Source organism: Micromonospora sp. NPDC047134 (genome assembly GCF_040643455.1).
Lineage (GTDB): Bacteria > Actinomycetota > Actinomycetes > Mycobacteriales > Micromonosporaceae > Micromonospora.
The window spans coordinates 274,965-294,206 of record NZ_JBEYUI010000002.1 but is presented as its reverse complement, the minus strand read 5'-3'; the positions used below and the strand labels follow the sequence as shown (position 1 = coordinate 294,206).

The window sequence follows — 19,242 nt, the reverse complement described above, 5'->3', positions numbered from 1 at the left end:
CCCGAGCTGGATCTTGGTACGAAAGCGCCCTTCCGGGGGCGGGTTCGTACCAAGATCTCGGTGCTCAGCGGGGTCAGAGGACCTTGGCCACCAGGGCGGCCAGCTCGCGCAGGGCCTTGCCGCGGTGGCTGATGGCGTCCTTCTCCTGCGGGGTCAGCTCGGCGTTGGTGCGGTCCTGGCCGTCGCCCAGGAAGATCGGGTCGTACCCGAAGCCACCGTCGCCGCGCGGGGCACGCAGCAGCCGACCCTGCTGCCGGCCGTCCACCAGATGCTCCTTGCCACCGGGCAGCACCAGGGCCACCGTGCACACGAAGGAGGCCCCCCGGTGCTCGTCCGGCACGTCGGCTACCTGGTCCAGCACCAGTTGCAGGTTGGCCTCGTCGTTGCCGTGCCGACCGGCCCAGCGGGCGCTGAACACCCCCGGCATCCCGTTCAGGGCGTCCACCGCCAGCCCGGAGTCGTCCGCGATCGTCGGCAGGCCGGTACGGCGGCACCCCTCCCTCGCCTTGATCAGCGCGTTCTCCCCGAAGGTCAGCCCGGTCTCCGGCAACTCCGGGTACGCCTCGACGTCGTCCAGCCCGATCAGGGCGATCCGGTGGGCGCCCAGGGCACCGTCGAGGATGCGCTGCAACTCGATGAGCTTCTTACGGTTCCGGGTGGCGAGCAGCACCTTGTTCATGAGTCACCTTTCGTTCGCGACTGCGGGGCTCGCAAGCTTCACAGGAGGGACAGAGCCTTCCGCTGGGCTTCGGCCAGGTCCAGGCAGCCGAGGACGGCCAGGTCTAGCAGGGCGTCCAACTGGTCTCGGGCGAACACACCGGCCTCACCGGTGCCCTGCACCTCGACGAAGTCCCCGGTGCCGGTGCAGACCACGTTCATGTCGACCTCGGCGGCCACATCCTCCTCGTAGCACAGATCCAGCCGGGGCTCGCCGCCGATGATCCCGACACTGATCGCGGCCACCGACCGGTGCATCACCTTCTCCGGGGTGCCGGTCAGGGCCTTGCGCGCGGCCAGCCAACTGACCGCGTCGTGCAGGGCCACGTACGCCCCGGTGATCGCGGCGGTCCGGGTGCCCCCGTCGGCCTGGAGCACGTCGCAGTCGAGCACGATGGAGTTCTCGCCGAGGGCCTTGAGGTCGATGGCCGCCCGCAGACTGCGACCGATCAGTCGGGAGATCTCGTGGGTGCGCCCACCGACCTTGCCCTTGATGCTCTCCCGGTCCGAGCGGGTGTTGGTGGCCCGGGGCAGCATCGCGTACTCCGCGGTGACCCAGCCCAGCCCGGAACCGCGCCGCCAGCGGGGCACCCCCTCGGTGACGCTGGCCGTGCAGAGCACCCGGGTGGCACCGAACTCCACCAGCACCGATCCCTCGGGGTGGGTGCTCCAGCCTCGGGTGAGGGTCACCGGACGGAGTTGGTCGGGCTGCCGCCCATCAGGTCGCGCCATCCCTGCACCCTATGCGGTGTCGTGATCGAAGCGTCCCCGGGTGCCCGCCCGACGGCTCAGATGTCGTACGTGGCGCCCGGGCGGACCACTTCCAGCGGCCCGGAGTAGGCGCCAGCGGCGGCGGCCACGGTGTGTGCCTCGCTGCCCCAGGCGGCCACCAGATGGGTCAGCAGCAGCCGCCCGACCCCCGCCTTGGCCGCCGCCTCGCCGGCCTCCCGGCCGGTGAGGTGCAGATCCGGTGGGTTGTCCACCCCGTCCAGGTAGCTGGCCTCGCAGAGGAAGGTGTCCGCGTTCTGGGCCAGCCGCACCAGGGTCTCGCAGGGGGCGGTGTCCCCGGAGTAGCACAGCACCTTGCCCTCGTGCTCCAGCCGTACCCCGTAGGTCTCGATGGGGTGCTGCACCCGGTCGACCGTGACCGTGAAGGGGCCGATCGGGAAGGTGCCGGGTTCCAGGGCGTAGAACTGGTAGACGTCCTCCACCGCGCCGTCCCCCTGCCCGTACGCGGCGGCCAGCCGCTCCGGGGCACCGGCCGGGGCGTACACCGGCAACGGCGGGTAGGGGCCGTCCGGGGCGTACCGGCGGACCACCACGTAGGAGGCGGCGTCGAGGATGTGATCGCAGTGCAGGTGGGACAGCAGGATCGCGTCGGGGGCGTGCAGCCCGGCGTAACGCTGCAGGGTGGACAGCGAGCCCGGGCCGAAATCGATCAGAAGCCGGAAGTCCTCGGCCTCGATCAGATAGGCCGAACAGGGGGACTCGGGTCCGGGGAAGCTGCCCGCACAGCCCAGGACGGTCAGTCGCATCGAGTTGTCTCGCTGTCACGGTAGGTGGTGATTCTCCGGGCCACCGCTCCGGTGGTGATCACAACCGACGCGTACGCCACGCTGCGCAGCCTACGCCCGCTGATGCGAGGGCAAGAATGATCCGCTCGAAGTTGTCATCAACGTGACACCCGCTCGGGCCGTCCGATCGAGTCCGGGTTGGCTGAGTGTCCAGTCAGCTAGGGCCGACGCGGCGAGGGCCACCGGCGTGTCGCCGATGGCCCTCGGGTCCGTCATCGACCGCTCCGGGTCAGGCCCAGAGCTGCCCCTCCAGGGCCTCCTCGGCATCGGCCAGGGTGCCGCCGTAGGCCCCGGTGCTGAGGTACTTCCAGCCGCCGTCACTGACCACGAAGGCCACATCGGCGCGGCGACCGTCGCGGACCGCCTCGTGCGCCACGGCCAACGCCGCGTGCAGCACCGCGCCGGTGGAGAAGCCGACGAACAACCCCTCGACCTCGACCAGCTGCCGGGTCCGCAGCACCGCGTCCCGGGTGCCAACCGAGAACCGTCGGTTGAGCACGGTGGCGTCGTAGAGCTCCGGGACGTACCCCTCGTCGATGTTGCGCAGGCCGTAGACCAGCTCCCCGTACCGCGGCTCGGCGGCCACGATCTGGATGCCCTCGACCTTCTCCCGCAGGTAACGCCCGGTCCCCATCAGAGTGCCGGTGGTGCCCAGTCCGGCCACGAAGTGGGTGATCGTCGGCAGGTCGCGCAGCAGCTCCGGGCCGGTCGTCTCGTAGTGGGCCCGCGCGTTGGCCTCGTTGCCGTACTGGTAGAGCATCACCCAGTCCGGGTGCTCCGTGGAGATCTGCTTGGCGGTGGCCACCGCCTGGTTCGAGCCGCCGGCCGCCGGGGAGAAGATGATCTCCGCGCCGTACATCCGGAGCAACTGGATCCGCTCGGTGGAGACGTTCTCCGGCATCACACAGACCAGCCGGTAGCCGCGCAGCTTGGCCACCATGGCCAGGGAGATGCCGGTGTTGCCGCTGGTCGGTTCCAGGATGGTGTCGCCCGGACGGAGCCGGCCGGCCTCCTCGGCGGCCCGGACCATGAACAGCGCCGCCCGGTCCTTGACGCTACCGGTCGGGTTGCGGTCCTCCAGCTTGGCCCACAGCCGCACCGGCGGCGCCCCCTCGGGCACCGTCGGCGACAGTCGGGGCAGGCCCACCAGGGGTGTGCCGCCGCAGGCGTCCAGCAGGCTGTCGTACCGCGCCATCGCCGCTAGCCTCAGCGGGCGGTGACGGAGGTACGGCTGTGCTGCGCGATCGCCGCGGCGGCGGCGAAGCCGAACGCGCCGCCGGCCACGGCCGGCAGGATGGTCACGCTGTCGCCGTCGGAGAGCTTGGCGTCCAGGGCGCCGAGGAAGCGTACGTCCTCGTCGTTGACGTAGACGTTGACGAAGCGGTGCAGGGCACCCGCCTCGGTGACCAGCCGCCCCCGCAGCCCGGCGTGCCGGGAGTCCAGGTCGGCGAGCAGGTCACTCAGGGTGTCTCCGCTGCCCTCGACGACCTTCGCGCCGCCGGTGTAGCTGCGCAGGATGGTGGGGATGCGAACCTCGATGGCCATGATGTCTTACTCCTTGATCAGGTGTGCGCGGTGACGTGCCGGAAAAGGGTGTGCGGGGCTGGGATCAGTTGCCCGAACACTCGTAGTCGACCGTCGCCGGGCTCTGCCCGAACATGTAGGACTGCACGGCGTGCGGATCCACCCCGGCGTCGAGAATCCGCACCGGCTCCTCGGTCACCACCCCGTCCACGATGCGGAAGGAGCGGATCTCCTCGGTGTCCGGTTCCCGGGTGGAGACGAGCAGGTAGTGAGCGCCCGGCTCACCGGCGAAGGCGATGTCCGTCCGCGAGGGGTACGCCTCCGTGGCGGTGTGCGAGTGGTAGATGACGACGGGCTCCTCGTCCCGATCGTCCATCTCCCGCCAGACCCGCAGCTGCTCCATCGAGTCGAACTCGTAGAAGGTCATCGAGCGGGCGGCGTTCTCCATCGGGATGTGCCGGGTCGGCGTGTCACTGCCGACCGGACCGGCGACCACGCCACAGGCCTCGTCGGGGTGATCCCGACGAGCGTGGGCGACGATCGCGTCAACGATCGACCGGTCGATGCTCAGCACGCCGCCAAGCCTAGCGCCCGTCGCTGACGCTATGCGAGGCGGCGCTGGTCACAGTCACTCGATCAAGGCGTTGAGCAGGGATTCCTGGAGATAGCCCAGGTAGGCGTAGACCGAAAGCTGGAACACCCGGCTGGAGGAGGGATCCTCGGCCACCGCGTCGTCCAGCTCGGCACCCAGGTCCGTGCCGTCCTTGATCTCCAGCCGTACCCCCATCGCCAGCCGGGCGTCGTTGAGGGCCCGCAGCCAGGCCTCGGCCGCCTCGGCGTCCAGGCGTACCTCGCCGCCGCCCTCGCCGGGCAGGGCGGCCAGGATCGCCCCGGCCTGGTCGATCTTCGCGGTCTTCAGGTCCCCCTCGGTGTAGCGGCGGAACTCTGCGGTCCCGGCGGCGTCATCCGGGTACACATCGGGGAAAAGCCGACAGACCACCGGATCGACGTGGTCGAACCCGTCCGTGAGCAGGCCGACCACCTCGGAGGCGACCTTGCGCAGCACCCGTACCTCGTCGACGGCGAAGGTGGCGACATACCGGTTCCCCCGGCGGCGGAACATGCTCACGACCGCTCCACCGTCGCCCAGAGCCCGTAGGCGTGCAACTGCGAGGCGTCATGTTCCATGCGTTCCCGGGCGCCGCTGGAGACCACGGCCTTGCCCTTGTGATGCACGTCCAGCATGAGTTGCTCGGCCTTCTCCCGGCTGTAGCCGAAAAGCTTCTGGAACACCCAGGTCACATAGCTCATCAGATTGACCGGGTCGTCCCACACGATCGTCACCCACGGCCGGTCCGAAGCCGGCACCTCATCGGTGTCCGGAGTCTCGACCGGTGCAACCTGCGGAGCCGCCATGCCCCCCATCGTGCCACCGGATCGGCGCAACCGAGGAACCGGAACGCCGGAGGAAGCTTCAACGGCCCGCCCGGACACCCCGACCTCGCCCTTTGCGGCCACCGGCCGGAAAGCAGGCACGTCGATATGCTGCGCGGATGACTCCCTGGAGGTTCGTGGGCCGCACGATGGAACTCGACCGCCTACGGGCCGCGGTGACCGGTACACCGGCGCGGGGAGTGTTCTTCACCGGCAGCGCCGGGATCGGCAAGAGTCGGCTGCTGCGGGAGGGGGTGCACGCCCTGCCCGCCGAGGACTACGCGGTCTGGTGGATCGCGGCCGGCGCCACCACCGCGGCCATCCCCTTCGGTGGCCTGGTGCAGATCCTCGCCGTCGAGCAGCCCCCGGGGCTGCCACCGGCCGGGATCCTGCGCTGGGCGGTGGAGACGTTGCAGCAGGAGGCCACCGGCCGGCGGATCGTGCTCGCGGTCGACGACGCCCACCTGTTGGATCCACCCTCGGCCGCCCTGGTGCACCTGGTGGCCCGCGCCGAGAACGCCTGCGTGGTGGGCACCCTGCGCGACGGTGAACAGATCCCGGTGCCGATCCGGGCACTGTGGACCGACGGCCTGGTGGAGCACGCCGAGCTGAGCCCACTGGCGCCGACCGAGACCGCCGGGCTGCTAGCCGCCATCCTCGGTGGCCCGGTCGATGACGGCTCGGCGGACCGGCTGGGCCGGCTCAGCGCCGGAAACCCGCTGCTGCTCCGCGAGCTGGTGCACGCCGCCCAGGGCAGCGGGGAACTAACCCCCCGGTACGGCATCTGGACCTGGACCGGACGTCTGGAGCTGGCACCCAGCCTCACCGATTTGATCGACGTCCGGATCGGTCGGCTGAGTCCCGAGGTCCGGGCCGTGGTCGAGTTGGTCGCCTTCGGGGAGCCGCTGGGGCTGCGGTTGCTCGACACGGCCGCCGACCACACCGCCGTGGAGACCGCCGAGGAACGCGGCCTGATCACCATGGTCCGGTCCGACCGGCGGCTGGACGTCCGACTGGCTCACCCGCTCTACGGCGAGGTGGTACGCCGACAGTGCCCGGTCAGCCGGACCCGCCGGTTGCACGCGGAACTGGCCGCCCTGCTGGAGGGGGCCGGCAAACGACGCCGGGAGGATCTGCTCCGGGTGGCCGTGTGGCGGCTGGACTCCGGCACCGCCCAGGACCCGTCGATGCTGGTCAACGCCGCCGAGCAGGCGTTCGCCCGGTACGACGTACCGCTGGCCACCCGGCTGGCCCGCGCGGCGCTGGCGGCCGACGGGGGTTTCCACGCGGCCGAACTGCTGGCCACCATCCTGATGTTCGCCGACCGGCCGGCCGAGGCCCTGGGGGTGCTCGACGCGGTGGCCCCCGAGGAGGAGGACGAGGAGCGATTCAGCCGCTGGCTGACCGCCCGGGGCATGGTCAGCTACTGGGGGCTCAGCCAGGAGTCCACCGTGGAGGAGATCGCCCGGCGCGGGGCCCGTCTGACCGACCTCGCCGCCCAGGCCCGGATCCACTCCTTCGAGGCCATCATGCGCCTGCACCGGCTGGAGGCCCCGGCCGCCCGGCGGCTCGCCCAGGGGGTGCTGGACCGACCTGCGGCCGGCACGGCCGCCCGGGAACTGGCCCGGTGCACCATCGCCCACCTCCAGGCCGTGCAGGGCCAACTGTGCCGCAGCGCCACCACGGTTGACCTGGTCCAGGCGAAGGCGGCCAGTTGGCGGGCCGACATGCCGTACCTGCAACTGGCCGTGGAGCTGGCCCGGGGCACCCGGCTGGCCCTCTCCGGCGATCTGGCCGGCATCGACCGGCTGGTGGCGGACGAGTTCGCCGACCTGGCCGACGCGGGCGACTTCCGGCTAGGCAGCGGCTACCTGGCGATCCTGCGGGCGTACGCGGCACGGCTGCGGGGGCGCAGCGAGACCGCCCTGCGGGCCGCCCTGGGCGCCTGCGCGATCCTGGCGACCAGCCGGGTCTACGCCGGACTGGCCCAGGCCGAGCGGGCGCAGGCCGCCGCCCTGCGCGGCGACGCCCGACAGGCGGTCGAGGCGATGGCCGAGGCCGACCGCACCCACGCCCCCGGCATGGCGGTGCTGTACCCCTGGCTGGAGCAGGCCCGGGCGGCCACCCTGGCCGCCACGGGTGACCTGCCCGGTGCGGTCGCCCACCTGCACGGGCTGGTCGACCGGTTACGCGCGGACGGTTTCGCCGGACACGAGGCCCTGGCCCTGCACGACCTGGTGCGGCTCGGCGCGGCCCCGGCGGCGACCGGGCCGACCTGCTCCGACGCCAACCGGCGTACGGTCGCCCAGCGGTTGACGGAGCTGTCGGAGCGCATCGACGGGGACCTTCCCCCGCTGCTGGCCCGGCATGCCCGGGCCGCCGTGGAGGGCTCACCCGAGCAACTGCTCTCGGTGGCCGACAGCTTCCTGGACCGGGGCTTGGCCCTGCTGGGTGCGGAGGCCGCCGCCGGCGCCGTACACCTGCTGCGGCAGCGGCGCTCCCCGGAGATCGGCATGGCCGGTGAGCGACTGGCCTTCCTGCTCGGCTGCTGCGACACCGTGCAGACCCCGGCCCTGCGGGCGGCCACCCCGGCGCTCAGCGAACGGGAGTGGGAGGTGGCCCGGCTGGCGGCGGAGGGGGAGACCAGCAGGGCCATCGCCGAGCGACTCTTCCTGTCCGCCCGGACGGTGGAGAACCACCTGCAACGGGTGTACGGCAAGCTCGGGCTGACCGGTCGGGCGGAGCTGAAGGCGGCCCTGCGGGCGATCCCGGGCCGTGGCGGCACGACGAGCAGCTGAACTCTAGGCTGAGGTCGTGCACACCCTTCGTCCCGCGTTGTTGACCGACCACTACGAGCTGACCATGGTCAGTGCCGCCCTACGGGACGGCACCGCGCACCGCCAGTGCGTGTTCGAGGTGTTCAGCCGCCGGTTGCCCAGCGGACGCCGGTACGGGGTGGTCGCCGGCACCGCCCGGCTGATCGACCTGATCCGCGAGTTCCGCTTCGACCCGGCCGAGATCGACTTCCTGCGGCGTACCGGGGTGGTGGACGAGCAGGCCGCCGCCTGGCTGGCGGACTACCGGTTCACCGGCGACATCGACGGGTACGCCGAGGGCGAGCTGTTCTTCCCCGGGTCGCCCATCCTCACCGTCTCGGGCACCTTCGCGGAGTGTGTGGTGCTGGAGACGGTGGTGTTGTCGGTGCTCAATTACGACTGTGCGGTGGCCGCCGCCGCGGCCCGGATGGTGACCGCAGCCCGGGGCCGGACGTTGATCGAGATGGGGTCCCGGCGGGCCCACGAGGAGGCCGCGGTGGCGGCGGCCCGCTCGGCGTACCTGGTCGGGTTCCAGTTCACCTCCAACCTGGCCGCCGGGCAGCGGTACGGCATCCCCACCGCCGGCACCGCCGCGCACGCCTTCACCCTGCTGCACGACGACGAGCGGGCGGCCTTCGCCTCGCAGGTCGCCACGCTGGGCAGTCAGACCACCCTGCTGGTCGACACGTACGACATCAGCCAGGGCATCCGCAACGCGATCGAGGTGGCCGGGTCGCAGCTGCGGGCGGTCCGGATCGACTCCGGTGACCTGGCGGTGATCGCCCAGCAGTCCCGGGAGCTGCTGGACTCCCTGGGCGCCACCGAGACCAAGATCATCGTTTCCGGTGACCTGGACGAGTACGCCATCGCGGCGCTGGCCGCCGAGCCGGTCGACATGTACGGCGCCGGCACCTCCGTGGTGACCGGCTCCGGAGCCCCGACCGCCGGCCTGGTCTACAAGCTGGTCGAGGTCGACGGACGCCCGGTGGTCAAGCGATCCGAGCAGAAGGCCACCATCGGTGGGCGCAAGGTCGCCGTCCGCCGACACAAGCCGACCGGCACCGCCACCGAGGAGATCATCGTCCCGCAGGGGGTGCCGGACCGGCAGCCCCACGACCGGTTGCTGCAACGGTCGTACGTGACCGGCGGCCAGACGGTGACCCTGCCGACCCTCGACGAGTCGCGGGAACACCTGCGGCAGTGCCTGATCTCCATCCCGTGGGAGGGTCTGAAGCTCTCCGCAGGCGATCCCGCCATCCCGGTCACCGTCGTACCGGCCCAGTGATGAGGAGCGATTCCGTGCCCAATGCCCTGATCATCGTGGACGTGCAGAAGGACTTCTGTGAGGGCGGTTCGCTGGCCGTCGCCGGTGGCGCGGGGGTGGCCGCCGGGATCTCCCGACTGCTGGCCGCCGAGCCGGACCGGTGGGATCACGTCGTGGCGACGAAGGATTACCACGTCGACCCCGGCACGCACTTCGGCGATCCGCCGGACTTCGTGAGCACCTGGCCACGGCACTGCGTGGTCGGCACCCCGGGCTCGGAGTTCCACCCCGAACTGGCCACCGATCGGGTGGAGGCGATCTTTCACAAGGGCGAGTACGCCGCCGCGTACTCCGGCTTCGAGGGCCAGGCCGAGGACGGCGAGACCCTGACCGACTGGCTGCGCCGGCATGACGTCGACCGGGTCGACGTGGTCGGCATCGCCACCGACCACTGCGTACGCGCCACCGCCCTGGACGCCGCCCGGGAGGGCTTCGCCACCACCGTGCTGCTGGACCTGACCGCAGCCGTGGCCCCGGACACCCTGGATGTCGCGCTGCGGGCGTTCGAGGGGGCCGGGATCACCCTGGAAGGCACCGCTGTGATCGGGACCGCATGAGGGCTTAATCGTTTGGCGGTCGCCCCCGCCCGGGCTGAGGATGTCCGGCGGAGGTACGGACCGACGTGAACATGAAGCCTTACCGGGAGGCCCTGGCCCTGCCCGGTCTACGGTCGCTGCTGCTGGTGGCGATCCTGGCCCGGGTGCCGTTGACCGCTACCGGGATCACGCTGACGTTCTACGTCGTGCAGGATCTGGGGCGCGGCTACGGTGCGGCCGGGCTGGTCGGCGGAGCGATCACGGTCGGTGCCGCGATCGGGGCTCCCCTGCTGGGCCGACTGGTGGACCGCGGTGGGTTGCGTCCCGTACTGGTGCTCACCGTGGTGGCCGAGGCGATCTTCTGGTTCAGCGCGCCGCTGCTCTCGTACGCCCTGTTGCTGCCGGCCGCCTTCCTGGCCGGCCTGCTGGCGTTGCCGATCTTCTCGGTGATCCGGCAGTCCATCGCCGCCCTGGTGCCGCTGGAGAAGCGACGCCCGGCGTACGCCCTGGACTCGATGTCGGTCGAACTGTCCTTCATGATCGGCCCGGCACTGGCCACGGTCGGCGTCACCACCATCTCGGCCCGGCTCACCCTCTACGTGGTCGGTGCCGGCATCGTCGCCTCCGGTGTGCTGCTGTGGCTGCTCAACCCCCCGGTACGCAGCGCCAGCGAGGTGGCCAGCGGACCCCAGCCCCGACTGGCCCGCCGACAGTGGCTCACCTCCCGGCTGGTCGCCGTGTTCGCGGTGAGCGCCGCAGCCACCCTGGTCCTGGGCGGCAGCGATGTGGCCGTCATCGCCACCCTGCGGGAGAACGACGACACCGCCTTCACCGGCCTGGTGCTAGCGGTCTGGGCGATCGCCTCGCTGGTGGGCGGCTTCGCCTACGGCGCGGCCCGCCGCTTGATCCCCCCGGTCGTCCTGATCGGCGCCCTGGGCCTGCTCACCATCCCGGTCGGCCTGGGCGGATCACACTGGTGGCTGCTAGGGCTGGCCCTGATCCCCGCCGGCCTGGTCTGCGCCCCGACCATCGCCTCCACCTCCGACGCGGTCAGCCGACTGGCCCCGGCGAGCGTCCGCGGCGAAGCGATGGGCCTGCACGGCTCCGCGGTCACCATCGGCACCGCCGTCGGCGCCCCCCTGGCCGGCGCGGTCATCGACGCCACCGCTCCGGCGTGGGGCTTCGCCCTGATCGGCGCGATCGGCGCCCTGGTGGCCCTGGCAGTCCTACCCATCGAACTACGCCGTCGCCGCGCCGACAAAGCCCCCCTCCCCAACGCCGACCCCACCCCAACCCCCACCCCCGCCTCCACGTCCGCCTGAAGCCTGCCCGCCCGGCCTCCCGTCGCCTCGCCTCGCCTCGCCTCCAGCTGACGCAGTGCTGATCCCAGACGCGAGCCCCACCACGCACGGAGGAGAGAAGGTCGGGGAAACGACGGGCACGGAAAGGCGACGGGCGCCGGCCCCTGGTGGGGGCGGCGCCCGTCGTTCGGCGTACGGAGTGGGTCAGCGGCGGTCGATGTCGCTGGAGACGTCCTCGGTGTAGCTGGCGCCACCGTCGGACTCCCGGGTCAGCGGCTTGGAGCCACCCTCAGGCGGGCCGGCGATGCTCTGGCCAGCCGCCAGCTCGGGGAACTTCGCGTCGAAGGCCGGGCGCTCGGAGCGGATCCGGGGCATCCGATCGAAGTTGCGCAGCGGGGGCGGGGAGCTGGTCGCCCACTCCAGCGAGTTGCCGTGACCCCAGGGGTCGTCGACCTCCACCACCGGACCGGCCTTGTAGGCCTTCCAGCAGTTCCAGAGGAAGGGCAGGGTGGAGATACCGGTGATGAACGCGCCGATCGTGGAGATCATGTTCAGCGTCGTCCAGCCATCGATGGCCTGGTAGTCGGCGTAACGCCGGGGCATGCCCTCGTTGCCCAGCCAGTGCTGCACCAGGAAGGTGGTGTGGAAACCGATCATGGTCAGCCAGAAGTGGATCTTGGCGAGCCGCTCGTCGAGCATCCGGCCGAACATCTTCGGGAACCAGAAGTAGATGCCGGCGAAGACCGCGAACACGATCGTGCCGAACAGCACGTAGTGGAAGTGCGCCACCACGAAGTACGAGTCGTGCAGGTGGAAGTCCAGCGGCGGGGCGGCCAGCAGCACACCGGTCAGACCACCGAAGAGGAAGGTGACCAGGAAGCCGATGGAGAACAGCATCGGCGACTCGAAGCTGATCTGGCCGCGCCACATGGTGCCGATCCAGTTGAAGAACTTCATACCGGTAGGCACGGCGATCAGGTAGCTCAGGAAGCTGAAGAACGGCAGCAGCACCTGGCCGGTGGCGAACATGTGGTGCGCCCACACGCTCATCGACAGACCGGCGATGGCGATGGTCGCGGCGACCAGGCCCTTGTAGCCGAAGATCGGCTTGCGGGAGAAGACCGGGATGATCTCGCTGATGATGCCGAAGAACGGCAGCGCGATGATGTAGACCTCGGGGTGCCCGAAGAACCAGAACAGGTGCTGCCACAGCATCGGCCCGCCGGTGTCCGGGCTGTAGACCTGCGCCCCGAGCAGACGGTCGGCGGCCAGGGCGAACAGCGCGGCGGCCAGCAGCGGGAAGACCAGGATCACCAGGAGGCTGGTGACCAGCATGTTCCAGGTGAAGATCGGCATCCGGAACATGGTCATGCCCGGTGCGCGCAGGGTCAGGATGGTCGTGATCAGGTTGACCGCGCCGAGGATGGTGCCCAGACCGGAGATGGCCAGACCCATCACCCACATGTTCCCGCCGACACCAGGGGCGTGCTCGGTGGTGCTCAGCGGGGTGTACGCGGTCCAGCCGAAGTCGGCCGCACCACCCGGGGTGAGGAAGCCGGCGGTGGCCAGGGTGCCACCGAACAGGTACAGCCAGTACGCGAAGCTGTTCAGCCGCGGGAACGACACGTCCGGCGCGCCGATCTGGATCGGCACGATGTAGTTGCCGAACGCGAACACGATCGGCGTCGCGAAGAACAGCAGCATGATCGTGCCGTGCATGGTGAACAGCTGGTTGTACTGCTCGGGCGACAGGAACTGCAGCCCGGGCCGGGCCAACTCGGCCCGCATGATCAGGGCCATCAGACCACCGATCATGAAGAACACGAACGCGGTGACCATGTACATGATCCCGATTTGCTTCGCGTCCGTGGTCCGCAGCATCCGCGCGATGGCCGACCCCTTGACCGGCTCCCGGACCGGCCAGGGCCGGGTCACGACCGGCTTGGGTGCGACGGTGGTCACGAGTGGCCTCCGGTTCTGGGTTGTCCCGCTCGGCACGCTGTCGGGGCGGCCGTCATCCGCAAGGAGGATAGTCCCCGGCAGGTGAGAGCGCCGCGCGGGGTTACCGACCGTGGATCACAGGGGGCCGAGTAGCAGCCGGTAATGCTCGCCGAAGATGCGATCACCGCGACCGCGCAGCAACGGGTCGCGCAGTGCGGGCGGCACGTCCCGGGTCCGGTTGCGGTCCCGGGTACGGTCCCGCACCCATCGGGTACGCGGCCGGCGACGACTCTCGTACGCGGTCAGTGCCGCATCCACGCTCGACGCGGCCCGCAGTGACTCGGCGAGCACCACCGCGTCCTCCAGGGCCATCGCCGCCCCCTGGGACAGGGTCGGGGCGGTGGCGTGGGCGGCGTCACCCACCAGCAGCACCCGCCCCCGGTACCAGCGCCCGAGTTCGACCTCGTCGGTGGTGGTGGCCTGCACCCGGTCCAGGGCCTCGAGCACCTCCGGCACCGGCCCGCCGTAGTCCCCGAACAGTTCCACCAGCCGCGCCCGGGGGTCCCTGGGCAGTTCCGTGCCGGCCTCGTCGGCGTAGCAGTACAGCCGGCCGGCCCCGATCGGCACCACCAGGAAGCCGCTGCGCTGCCCGAGCAGGGCGGTCCACTCCTCGACCACCGGCCCGTCGCGCACGATGCTGCGGTACACCACCTGACCGGCGGGGCGGGGTGGGCCGCCGAGGGCGGCCAGGGAGCGGATCGAGGAACGGGGTCCGTCCGCGCCGATCACCAGGTCGTACTCCGTCCGGGTGCCGTCGACGAAGGTGACCCCGACGCCGGCCGGCAGCAGCTCGATGCCGCTGACCTCGGCGCCGTGCCGGACCGCACCGCCGGCTCCGCTGAGCAGCACCCGGTGCAGGTCGGCGCGGGACAGGGCCCGGCACTCGCCGACCCCGGCCCAGAGGGCGTCGAGGTCCACCTCGCAGAGCGGCAGCCCGGCCGAGTCCAGGAAGTGTTGCCGGTGGATGACCTGTCCGAAGGGGCGGACCGGCCCGTCGAGGTCCAGTCGTCGCAGCGCCCGGGCGGCGTTGCCGGGGAGGTAGAGACCGGCGTCGTCGAGGTCATTCGGCGCCGCTCTGTCGGTGACATCCGGGCGGAAGCCCGCCAGGCGCAGGGCCCGGGCCACGGACAGGCCGGCGATGCCCGCACCGACGACGAGGATGCGCAGGGGGGAGCCACGCATGGGGGTGTACGCCTCCGGAGGGGGTTCGGAACGCGTCGGAGGCAAGACACTACTCGGCGCAATCGGTGCACGCCAGAGGCAATCCGGTCACCCCCGATGCCCGCCGATCGCCGTCGGCCACCCGTGCGGGCGGTGGCACACCTCACCTTCTGCCGCATTTCCCCTCGCCAGTTGCACCATCAGCTCGAAGGATGTAAATGTGACGATGAATGTGGGAGCGCTCCCGGACCCCCACCACCGTCCACGCTCCCGACCGCTCGTCCGCACCTCCCGTCCCGGCGTCCGCGCGACGCCGCAACGCAAGGAGCATCCATGAGACGTACCCTGCGAGCCCTGATGGCCACCGGCCTGCTCGCCGCGAGCGCGGTCGTCGCCGTGGCTCTCGGTGGCACCGCCGCCGCCGACACGGTCATCTGCGAGCAGTACGGCAGCACCGTGATCCAGAACCGCTACGTGGTGCAGAACAACAAGTGGGGCACCACCGCCCAGCAGTGCATCAACGTCACCAGCAACGGCTTCGAGATCACCACCCAGAACGGCAGCAACCCGACCAACGGGGCCCCGACGGCGTACCCCTCGGTCTTCCTCGGCTGCCACTACACCAACTGCTCCCCCGGCACCAACCTGCCCATCCAGGTCAGCCAGATCAGCAGTGCGACCAGCAGCATCAACTACCGGTACGTGAGCAACGCCATCTACAACGCCTCGTACGACATCTGGTTGGACCCCTCGCCCAAGCGGGACGGGGTGAACCAGATGGAGATCATGATCTGGCTCAACCGGCAGGGCTCCATCCAGCCCATCGGCTCCCCGGTCGGCAACGCCAACATCGACGGGCGCAACTGGGAGGTCTGGCGGGGCAACAACGGCGGCAACAACGTCATCTCGTACGTCTCCCCCTCGGCGATCAGCAGCGCGAACCTCAACCTGCTGGCCTTCATCAACGACACCCGTAACCGGGGCGCGATCACCAACTCCTGGTACCTGACCAGCATCCAGGCCGGTTTCGAGCCCTGGCAGGGCGGCGCCGGGCTGGCGGTGACCAACTTCTCCGCAGCGGTCAACGGAGGCGGCAACAACAACCCGCCGCCCACCACCACTCCTCCGCCCTCCGGTGGTGGCGCGTGCGCGGTGAAGTACACCGCCAACTCGTGGAACAACGGGTTCACCGCCGACGTGCAGATCACCAACACCGGGTCGAGCACCCTCAACGGCTGGACCCTGGCGTACTCGCTGCCGTCCGGTCAGCAGGTGACCAACTCCTGGAACGCCACCGTGAGCCAGAGCGGTTCGTCGGTGACCGCCCGCAATGTCGGTCACAACGGCACGATCGCCCCCGGCGGTACGGCCAGCTTCGGCTACCAGGGCACCCTGAACGGGGCGTACGCCAACCCCACCAGCTTCACCCTCAACGGCACCGCCTGCTCGCGCTCCTGACCGATCCGCCCCGGGGTGCGGCCTCCGCCACACCCCGGGGCCACAGACCGGGGCAGGGGCCTCAACACTGGGCCGACGGCACGCACAGTCCACTCTCGTAGGCCACCACGACCGCCTGCGCCCGGCTGTTCAGGCCCAGTTTCGCCATCAGCCGCTTGACGTGGGTCTTCACGGTCGCCTCGCTGAGCACCAGATGATCGGCGATCTCGGTGTTGTTCCGGCCGCTACCGACCAGCCGCAGGACCTCGGTCTCCCGGGCGGTCAGCTCACGCAGGCGCTTCCCGCCGATGCCGGCCGCCCGTTGCCGGCTGGCGTAGGCCTCGATCAGCCGTCGGGTGATCTGCGGCGCTACCAGGATGTCACCCCCGGCGATGGTGTGCACGGCCGCGATGATCCGCTGCGGTGGCATGTCCTTCAGCAGGAATCCGGACGCCCCCGCCCGCAGCGCCGTGTAGACGTACTCGTCCAGGTCGAACGTGGTGAGCACGACGACCCGGGGCAGGTGCTCCCCGACCCCGTCGAGGATTCGCCGGGTGGCGGCGATCCCGTCGAGGACCGGCATGCGGATGTCCATCAGTACGACATCCGGCCGGGTCTGGGCGGCCAGCGCCACGGCCTCGGCCCCGTCGGCGGCCTCCCCCACGACCTCCGTTCCCGGTGTCAGCCGGAGCAGCGACACCAGCCCGGCCCGGATCAGCGCCTGATCGTCGGCGACGAGCACCCGGATCGCCCCGCTCACCGGGGCGCCCCGACGGGGAGACGCAACAGGACGGTGAAGCCGCCGTCCTCGGCGTGTTCGGCGGTGAGGACACCTCCGTACAGCTCGGCGCGCTCGCGCATGCCCTGGATTCCGTAGGAGGTCGGCGACAGTTGACGGGGGCGGTCGCCCCACGTGCCGTTGTCGCTTATCCGGACGGTCAGCGCACGCGTTCCGTATTCGAGGTCGACCTTCGCGACAGCCGGACCGGCGTGCTTGAGGACGTTCGTCAGCGACTCCTGCACCACCCGATAGGCGCAGAGGTCGGGCCCCGGAGGCAGCGGGAACACTCCTCCCACCACCGAGAGGTCGACCGGCAGGCCGGCGCTGCGGGCGCCGGTGACCAGTTCCTCCAGTTGCGCCAGGCCGGGCCGGGAACGCTCTTCGGGGCCGGATTCGGGTTCGAGCCGGAGCACGTCGAGCAGGCGGCGCAGTTCGGACAGGGCCTGACGGCTCGCCTCACCGGCCGTGGCGATCGCGGTGTGCGCGGTGTCCGGATCCGTGCGGACAACACATTCGGCCAGTCCCGCCTGGAGTGAGACGACCGACATGTGGTGCGAGACGATGTCGTGCATCTCCCGGGCGATACGCATCCGTTCCTCGGACGCGGCCCGGGCCGCCTGGGCGGCCAGCCGCTCGGCTCGTCTGGACCACATCTTCGTGCTCTCACCGAGTGCCCACGCCCCGAGCACGATGAGCGTCACCTGTGCCACCTGTGACCAGTAGACCGGCGCGGTGAAGTGCACACAGTAGACGAACGCGGTGACCGCCACCGCGGCCAGGAACACCAGGCCCGCGACCCGCCGCGGACGCAGGGTGGCGACCGTGAACATCCCGATCAGTATCCCGAGCCCGCCGTTGGGGAAGTCGTCGTAGCGGAACAGGCTCAACCCGATGAGGGCGGTCAGGATCACGACCGTGGTGAGTACGGGGGCGCGCTGGCGCAGCGCGATCGGCGCGACCGTGAGTGCCGCCAGCACGACCGCCGCCCAGTGCGGTGCACCGTCGCGCTGCCCGAGCATCGTCGCGACCGTCAGGCCGGTGAGCGTCACCGCCAGCAACACGTCCACCGGGACGGAACGAAGGAGCATCCGCACGGCCAGACGATAGCGGCCAGGCAACAGGCATCGATGGGTCACTACCCCCATGGGGGTAGTCGGAGGTACCACCCCGACGGGACGACGGCGATCGATCACCGCCATAGCGTCGAAGCGTCCCGAGGAGGGCAGGGGTGACCGATGGGTGATACGACGACGATCGCCGTTCCGTTCCACAGCTGTGTCGGCGGCGAGGTGGACCTGACCTGGGGTCAGGCCAACATGTGGCGTGCGGTGGAGCGCTTCGGCGGCGCGGCCGAGCGATTCAACCTGCCGCGCTGGCGGCTGTTGTCCCGCCCGGTGCCGCTGGCCCGCGCCGTGAAGGCGATCCGAGTGCTCGTCGAGCGCCGGCAGGTGTTGCGGACCCGGTTCGTGACCGGTGCGGACGGTCCCCGCCAGCAGGTAGCCACCGACGGAACGCACCGGGTCACCGTCGTCCCGGTACCCCGCTCACAGGCTCGCCGCATCGCGGTACGCACGACGGCCGAGCTGGCCACCGGCCGGATCGACCTGGCTCGGGACTGGCCGGTCCGGTTCTGCCTGCTGGTCGAGCGGCACGCGGTGGTCGGGGTGGCGTTCGTGGCCTCGCATGTGGCGCTGGACGGCTGGGCGACCGATCGGCTGCTAGCCGACCTGCTGCACTGCCTGGACGGCCGGCACCGGCTGCGACCGGAGCGGTACGGGCCGATCGAGCACGCCCGGCACGAGGCCGTCGGGATCAGGTCCAGCACCCGGGCGTACCTGGAGAAGTGTCTCCGATCGGTGCGGCCGTCGGTGTTCGCCACCCTCGTCGGCGAGGCCGACCTGCCGCGCTTCCACGCGCACACCCTGCGGTCGACCACGATCGTCTCCGCCGCGCGGACCATCGCCGACCGATGTGGAACCTCGACTGCGGCGGTCTTCCTGGCGGCCACCGCCGCAGCCCTCGCCGCCTCCTGCGCCGACCGGCAGGTGCCGATAAAGATCATCACCTCCAACCGGTTCACCCCGCGATACCGCTCGCTCGCCGCCGCGATGGCCCAGGACGCGCTCGCGGTGGTGCCGCTGGGCGACACCGACTTCGACGAGACCGTACGGCTGGCGTACCGGTCGGCGACCATCGCGTGCTGCCACTCGCGCTATCCGCCGGACGAGTTCGATCGCCTCCGGGCCCGCATCGAGGCGGCTGCGGACACCACCTTCGACCTCAGCGCCTACTTCAACGACGCCCGGACCATGCAGCCGGACGGGCGGGCGGTCGAGCCGCCGTTGCCCCGGGGCCGGTCGGCCGAGACCGGCGGCGTGCTCACCCGGCTCGACGGGCTCGACGACAACGACATGCGGTTCTACCTCCGGATCACCTCGGCCGGTACCGCGTACGACCTGCTGCTCGTGACGGACTCACACCTGTTCTCCGCGACCGGAAGTGCACGGCTGCTGCGCGGCATCGAACGGCTGCTGCTCGCCGCCGCGACCGGGCCCGTCCCGGACGCCCGGATGGCCGCCCTGACCGGCGCGACACCGCTGTAGACCATCGCGCGACCACTGTGCGGAACAGTCTTT

Annotated in this window: 18 protein-coding genes; 6 read left to right on the top strand and 12 right to left on the bottom strand. The window is 70.9% G+C overall.

The features are described 5' to 3' along the window. Positions 1-73: 73 nt before the first annotated feature. From rdgB to clpS, 8 genes are all read right to left on the bottom strand, one after another. Positions 74-679, bottom strand: a complete 606-nt coding sequence (rdgB, locus tag ABZ795_RS04200) for an RdgB/HAM1 family non-canonical purine NTP pyrophosphatase (RefSeq protein ID WP_327022469.1) — start codon at positions 677-679, stop codon at positions 74-76. Positions 680-717: 38 nt separating this feature from the next. Next, entirely contained in the window at positions 718-1,449 is a 732-nt protein-coding gene (gene rph, locus ABZ795_RS04195; RefSeq protein WP_327022470.1) for a ribonuclease PH, read from the bottom strand. A 56-nt stretch (positions 1,450-1,505) separates the two neighbouring features. Further along, positions 1,506-2,252, bottom strand: coding sequence for an MBL fold metallo-hydrolase (locus ABZ795_RS04190; protein WP_357528710.1), 747 nt, complete (start codon positions 2,250-2,252; stop codon positions 1,506-1,508). Between the two features lie 268 nt (positions 2,253-2,520). Then, positions 2,521-3,486, bottom strand: a complete 966-nt coding sequence (locus ABZ795_RS04185) for a cysteine synthase (protein ID WP_327022472.1) — start codon at positions 3,484-3,486, stop codon at positions 2,521-2,523. 11 nt (positions 3,487-3,497) lie between these two features. After that, positions 3,498-3,836 (bottom strand): MoaD family protein, encoded by a 339-nt coding sequence (locus ABZ795_RS04180; protein ID WP_327022473.1) that lies wholly within the window; start codon positions 3,834-3,836, stop codon positions 3,498-3,500. Positions 3,837-3,900: 64 nt separating this feature from the next. Next, positions 3,901-4,389 carry a M67 family metallopeptidase gene (locus tag ABZ795_RS04175; RefSeq protein WP_357528708.1) on the bottom strand — a complete coding sequence of 163 codons (489 nt, stop codon included), beginning with the start codon at positions 4,387-4,389 and terminating at the stop codon, positions 3,901-3,903. A gap of 54 nt (positions 4,390-4,443) precedes the next feature. Continuing rightward, entirely contained in the window at positions 4,444-4,938 is a 495-nt protein-coding gene (locus ABZ795_RS04170; protein ID WP_357529014.1) for a DUF2017 domain-containing protein, read from the bottom strand. A gap of 2 nt (positions 4,939-4,940) precedes the next feature. Continuing rightward, complete coding sequence (gene clpS / locus ABZ795_RS04165; RefSeq protein WP_327022476.1) at positions 4,941-5,231, bottom strand: ATP-dependent Clp protease adapter ClpS; 291 nt, start codon at positions 5,229-5,231, stop codon at positions 4,941-4,943. Between the two features lie 137 nt (positions 5,232-5,368). Here clpS and ABZ795_RS04160 point away from each other — a divergent pair, with 137 nt between their 5' ends. The 4 genes from ABZ795_RS04160 (at position 5,369) to ABZ795_RS04145 (ending at position 11,247) form a co-directional block, all read left to right on the top strand. Beyond that, the gene (locus ABZ795_RS04160) at positions 5,369-8,047 is read left to right on the top strand and encodes a LuxR C-terminal-related transcriptional regulator (RefSeq protein WP_357528706.1); all 2,679 of its coding nucleotides are present in this window, start codon (positions 5,369-5,371) and stop codon (positions 8,045-8,047) included. Positions 8,048-8,063: 16 nt separating this feature from the next. Then, entirely contained in the window at positions 8,064-9,350 is a 1,287-nt protein-coding gene (locus ABZ795_RS04155) for a nicotinate phosphoribosyltransferase (RefSeq protein WP_357528704.1), read from the top strand. A gap of 14 nt (positions 9,351-9,364) precedes the next feature. Next, entirely contained in the window at positions 9,365-9,946 is a 582-nt protein-coding gene (locus tag ABZ795_RS04150; RefSeq protein WP_327022479.1) for an isochorismatase family protein, read from the top strand. A 71-nt stretch (positions 9,947-10,017) separates the two neighbouring features. Beyond that, a complete protein-coding gene (locus ABZ795_RS04145) occupies positions 10,018-11,247 on the top strand; it encodes an MFS transporter (RefSeq protein ID WP_327022480.1) in 1,230 nt (409 codons plus the stop codon). A 183-nt stretch (positions 11,248-11,430) separates the two neighbouring features. Here ABZ795_RS04145 and ctaD read toward each other — a convergent pair whose 3' ends face one another. Continuing rightward, positions 11,431-13,188 carry a cytochrome c oxidase subunit I gene (gene ctaD / locus ABZ795_RS04140; protein WP_327022481.1) on the bottom strand — a complete coding sequence of 586 codons (1,758 nt, stop codon included), beginning with the start codon at positions 13,186-13,188 and terminating at the stop codon, positions 11,431-11,433. 114 nt (positions 13,189-13,302) lie between these two features. Beyond that, positions 13,303-14,409, bottom strand: coding sequence for an FAD-dependent monooxygenase (locus ABZ795_RS04135; RefSeq protein ID WP_357528701.1), 1,107 nt, complete (start codon positions 14,407-14,409; stop codon positions 13,303-13,305). Positions 14,410-14,721: 312 nt separating this feature from the next. On the opposite strand from ABZ795_RS04135, the gene ABZ795_RS04130 reads away from it, so the two are divergent. Further along, a complete protein-coding gene (locus tag ABZ795_RS04130) occupies positions 14,722-15,846 on the top strand; it encodes a cellulose binding domain-containing protein (protein ID WP_327022483.1) in 1,125 nt (374 codons plus the stop codon). Between the two features lie 61 nt (positions 15,847-15,907). Here the strand turns inward: ABZ795_RS04130 and ABZ795_RS04125 are convergent, their stop codons facing one another. Then, positions 15,908-16,585, bottom strand: a complete 678-nt coding sequence (locus ABZ795_RS04125; protein WP_357528698.1) for a response regulator transcription factor — start codon at positions 16,583-16,585, stop codon at positions 15,908-15,910. Next, the gene (locus tag ABZ795_RS04120; RefSeq protein ID WP_357529011.1) at positions 16,582-17,694 is read right to left on the bottom strand and encodes a histidine kinase; all 1,113 of its coding nucleotides are present in this window, start codon (positions 17,692-17,694) and stop codon (positions 16,582-16,584) included. The genes ABZ795_RS04125 and ABZ795_RS04120 overlap by 4 nt, the downstream gene beginning before the upstream one ends. A gap of 147 nt (positions 17,695-17,841) precedes the next feature. Between ABZ795_RS04120 and ABZ795_RS04115 the strand changes: the two genes are divergently transcribed. Continuing rightward, complete coding sequence (locus ABZ795_RS04115; RefSeq protein WP_357528696.1) at positions 17,842-19,209, top strand: condensation domain-containing protein; 1,368 nt, start codon at positions 17,842-17,844, stop codon at positions 19,207-19,209. The last annotated feature ends 33 nt before the right edge of the window (positions 19,210-19,242 follow it).

What these genes read in the sequence shown, in the direction of transcription:
- rdgB (WP_327022469.1), bottom strand. Translation starts at nt 679, where the DNA reads ATGAACAAGGTGCTGCTCGCCACCCGGAACCGTAAGAAGCTCATCGAG.
- clpS (WP_327022476.1), bottom strand. Translation starts at nt 5,231, where the DNA reads ATGGCGGCTCCGCAGGTTGCACCGGTCGAGACTCCGGACACCGATGAG.
- ABZ795_RS04130 (WP_327022483.1), top strand. Translation starts at nt 14,722, where the DNA reads ATGAGACGTACCCTGCGAGCCCTGATGGCCACCGGCCTGCTCGCCGCG.
- ABZ795_RS04115 (WP_357528696.1), top strand. Translation starts at nt 17,842, where the DNA reads ATGGGTGATACGACGACGATCGCCGTTCCGTTCCACAGCTGTGTCGGC.
- ABZ795_RS04120 (WP_357529011.1), bottom strand. Translation starts at nt 17,694, where the DNA reads ATGCTCCTTCGTTCCGTCCCGGTGGACGTGTTGCTGGCGGTGACGCTC.
- ABZ795_RS04180 (WP_327022473.1), bottom strand. Translation starts at nt 3,836, where the DNA reads ATGGCCATCGAGGTTCGCATCCCCACCATCCTGCGCAGCTACACCGGC.
- ABZ795_RS04190 (WP_357528710.1), bottom strand. Translation starts at nt 2,252, where the DNA reads ATGCGACTGACCGTCCTGGGCTGTGCGGGCAGCTTCCCCGGACCCGAG.
- ABZ795_RS04160 (WP_357528706.1), top strand. Translation starts at nt 5,369, where the DNA reads ATGACTCCCTGGAGGTTCGTGGGCCGCACGATGGAACTCGACCGCCTA.
- rph (WP_327022470.1), bottom strand. Translation starts at nt 1,449, where the DNA reads ATGGCGCGACCTGATGGGCGGCAGCCCGACCAACTCCGTCCGGTGACC.
- ABZ795_RS04185 (WP_327022472.1), bottom strand. Translation starts at nt 3,486, where the DNA reads ATGGCGCGGTACGACAGCCTGCTGGACGCCTGCGGCGGCACACCCCTG.
- ABZ795_RS04145 (WP_327022480.1), top strand. Translation starts at nt 10,018, where the DNA reads ATGAAGCCTTACCGGGAGGCCCTGGCCCTGCCCGGTCTACGGTCGCTG.
- ABZ795_RS04135 (WP_357528701.1), bottom strand. Translation starts at nt 14,409, where the DNA reads ATGCGTGGCTCCCCCCTGCGCATCCTCGTCGTCGGTGCGGGCATCGCC.
- ABZ795_RS04170 (WP_357529014.1), bottom strand. Translation starts at nt 4,938, where the DNA reads ATGTTCCGCCGCCGGGGGAACCGGTATGTCGCCACCTTCGCCGTCGAC.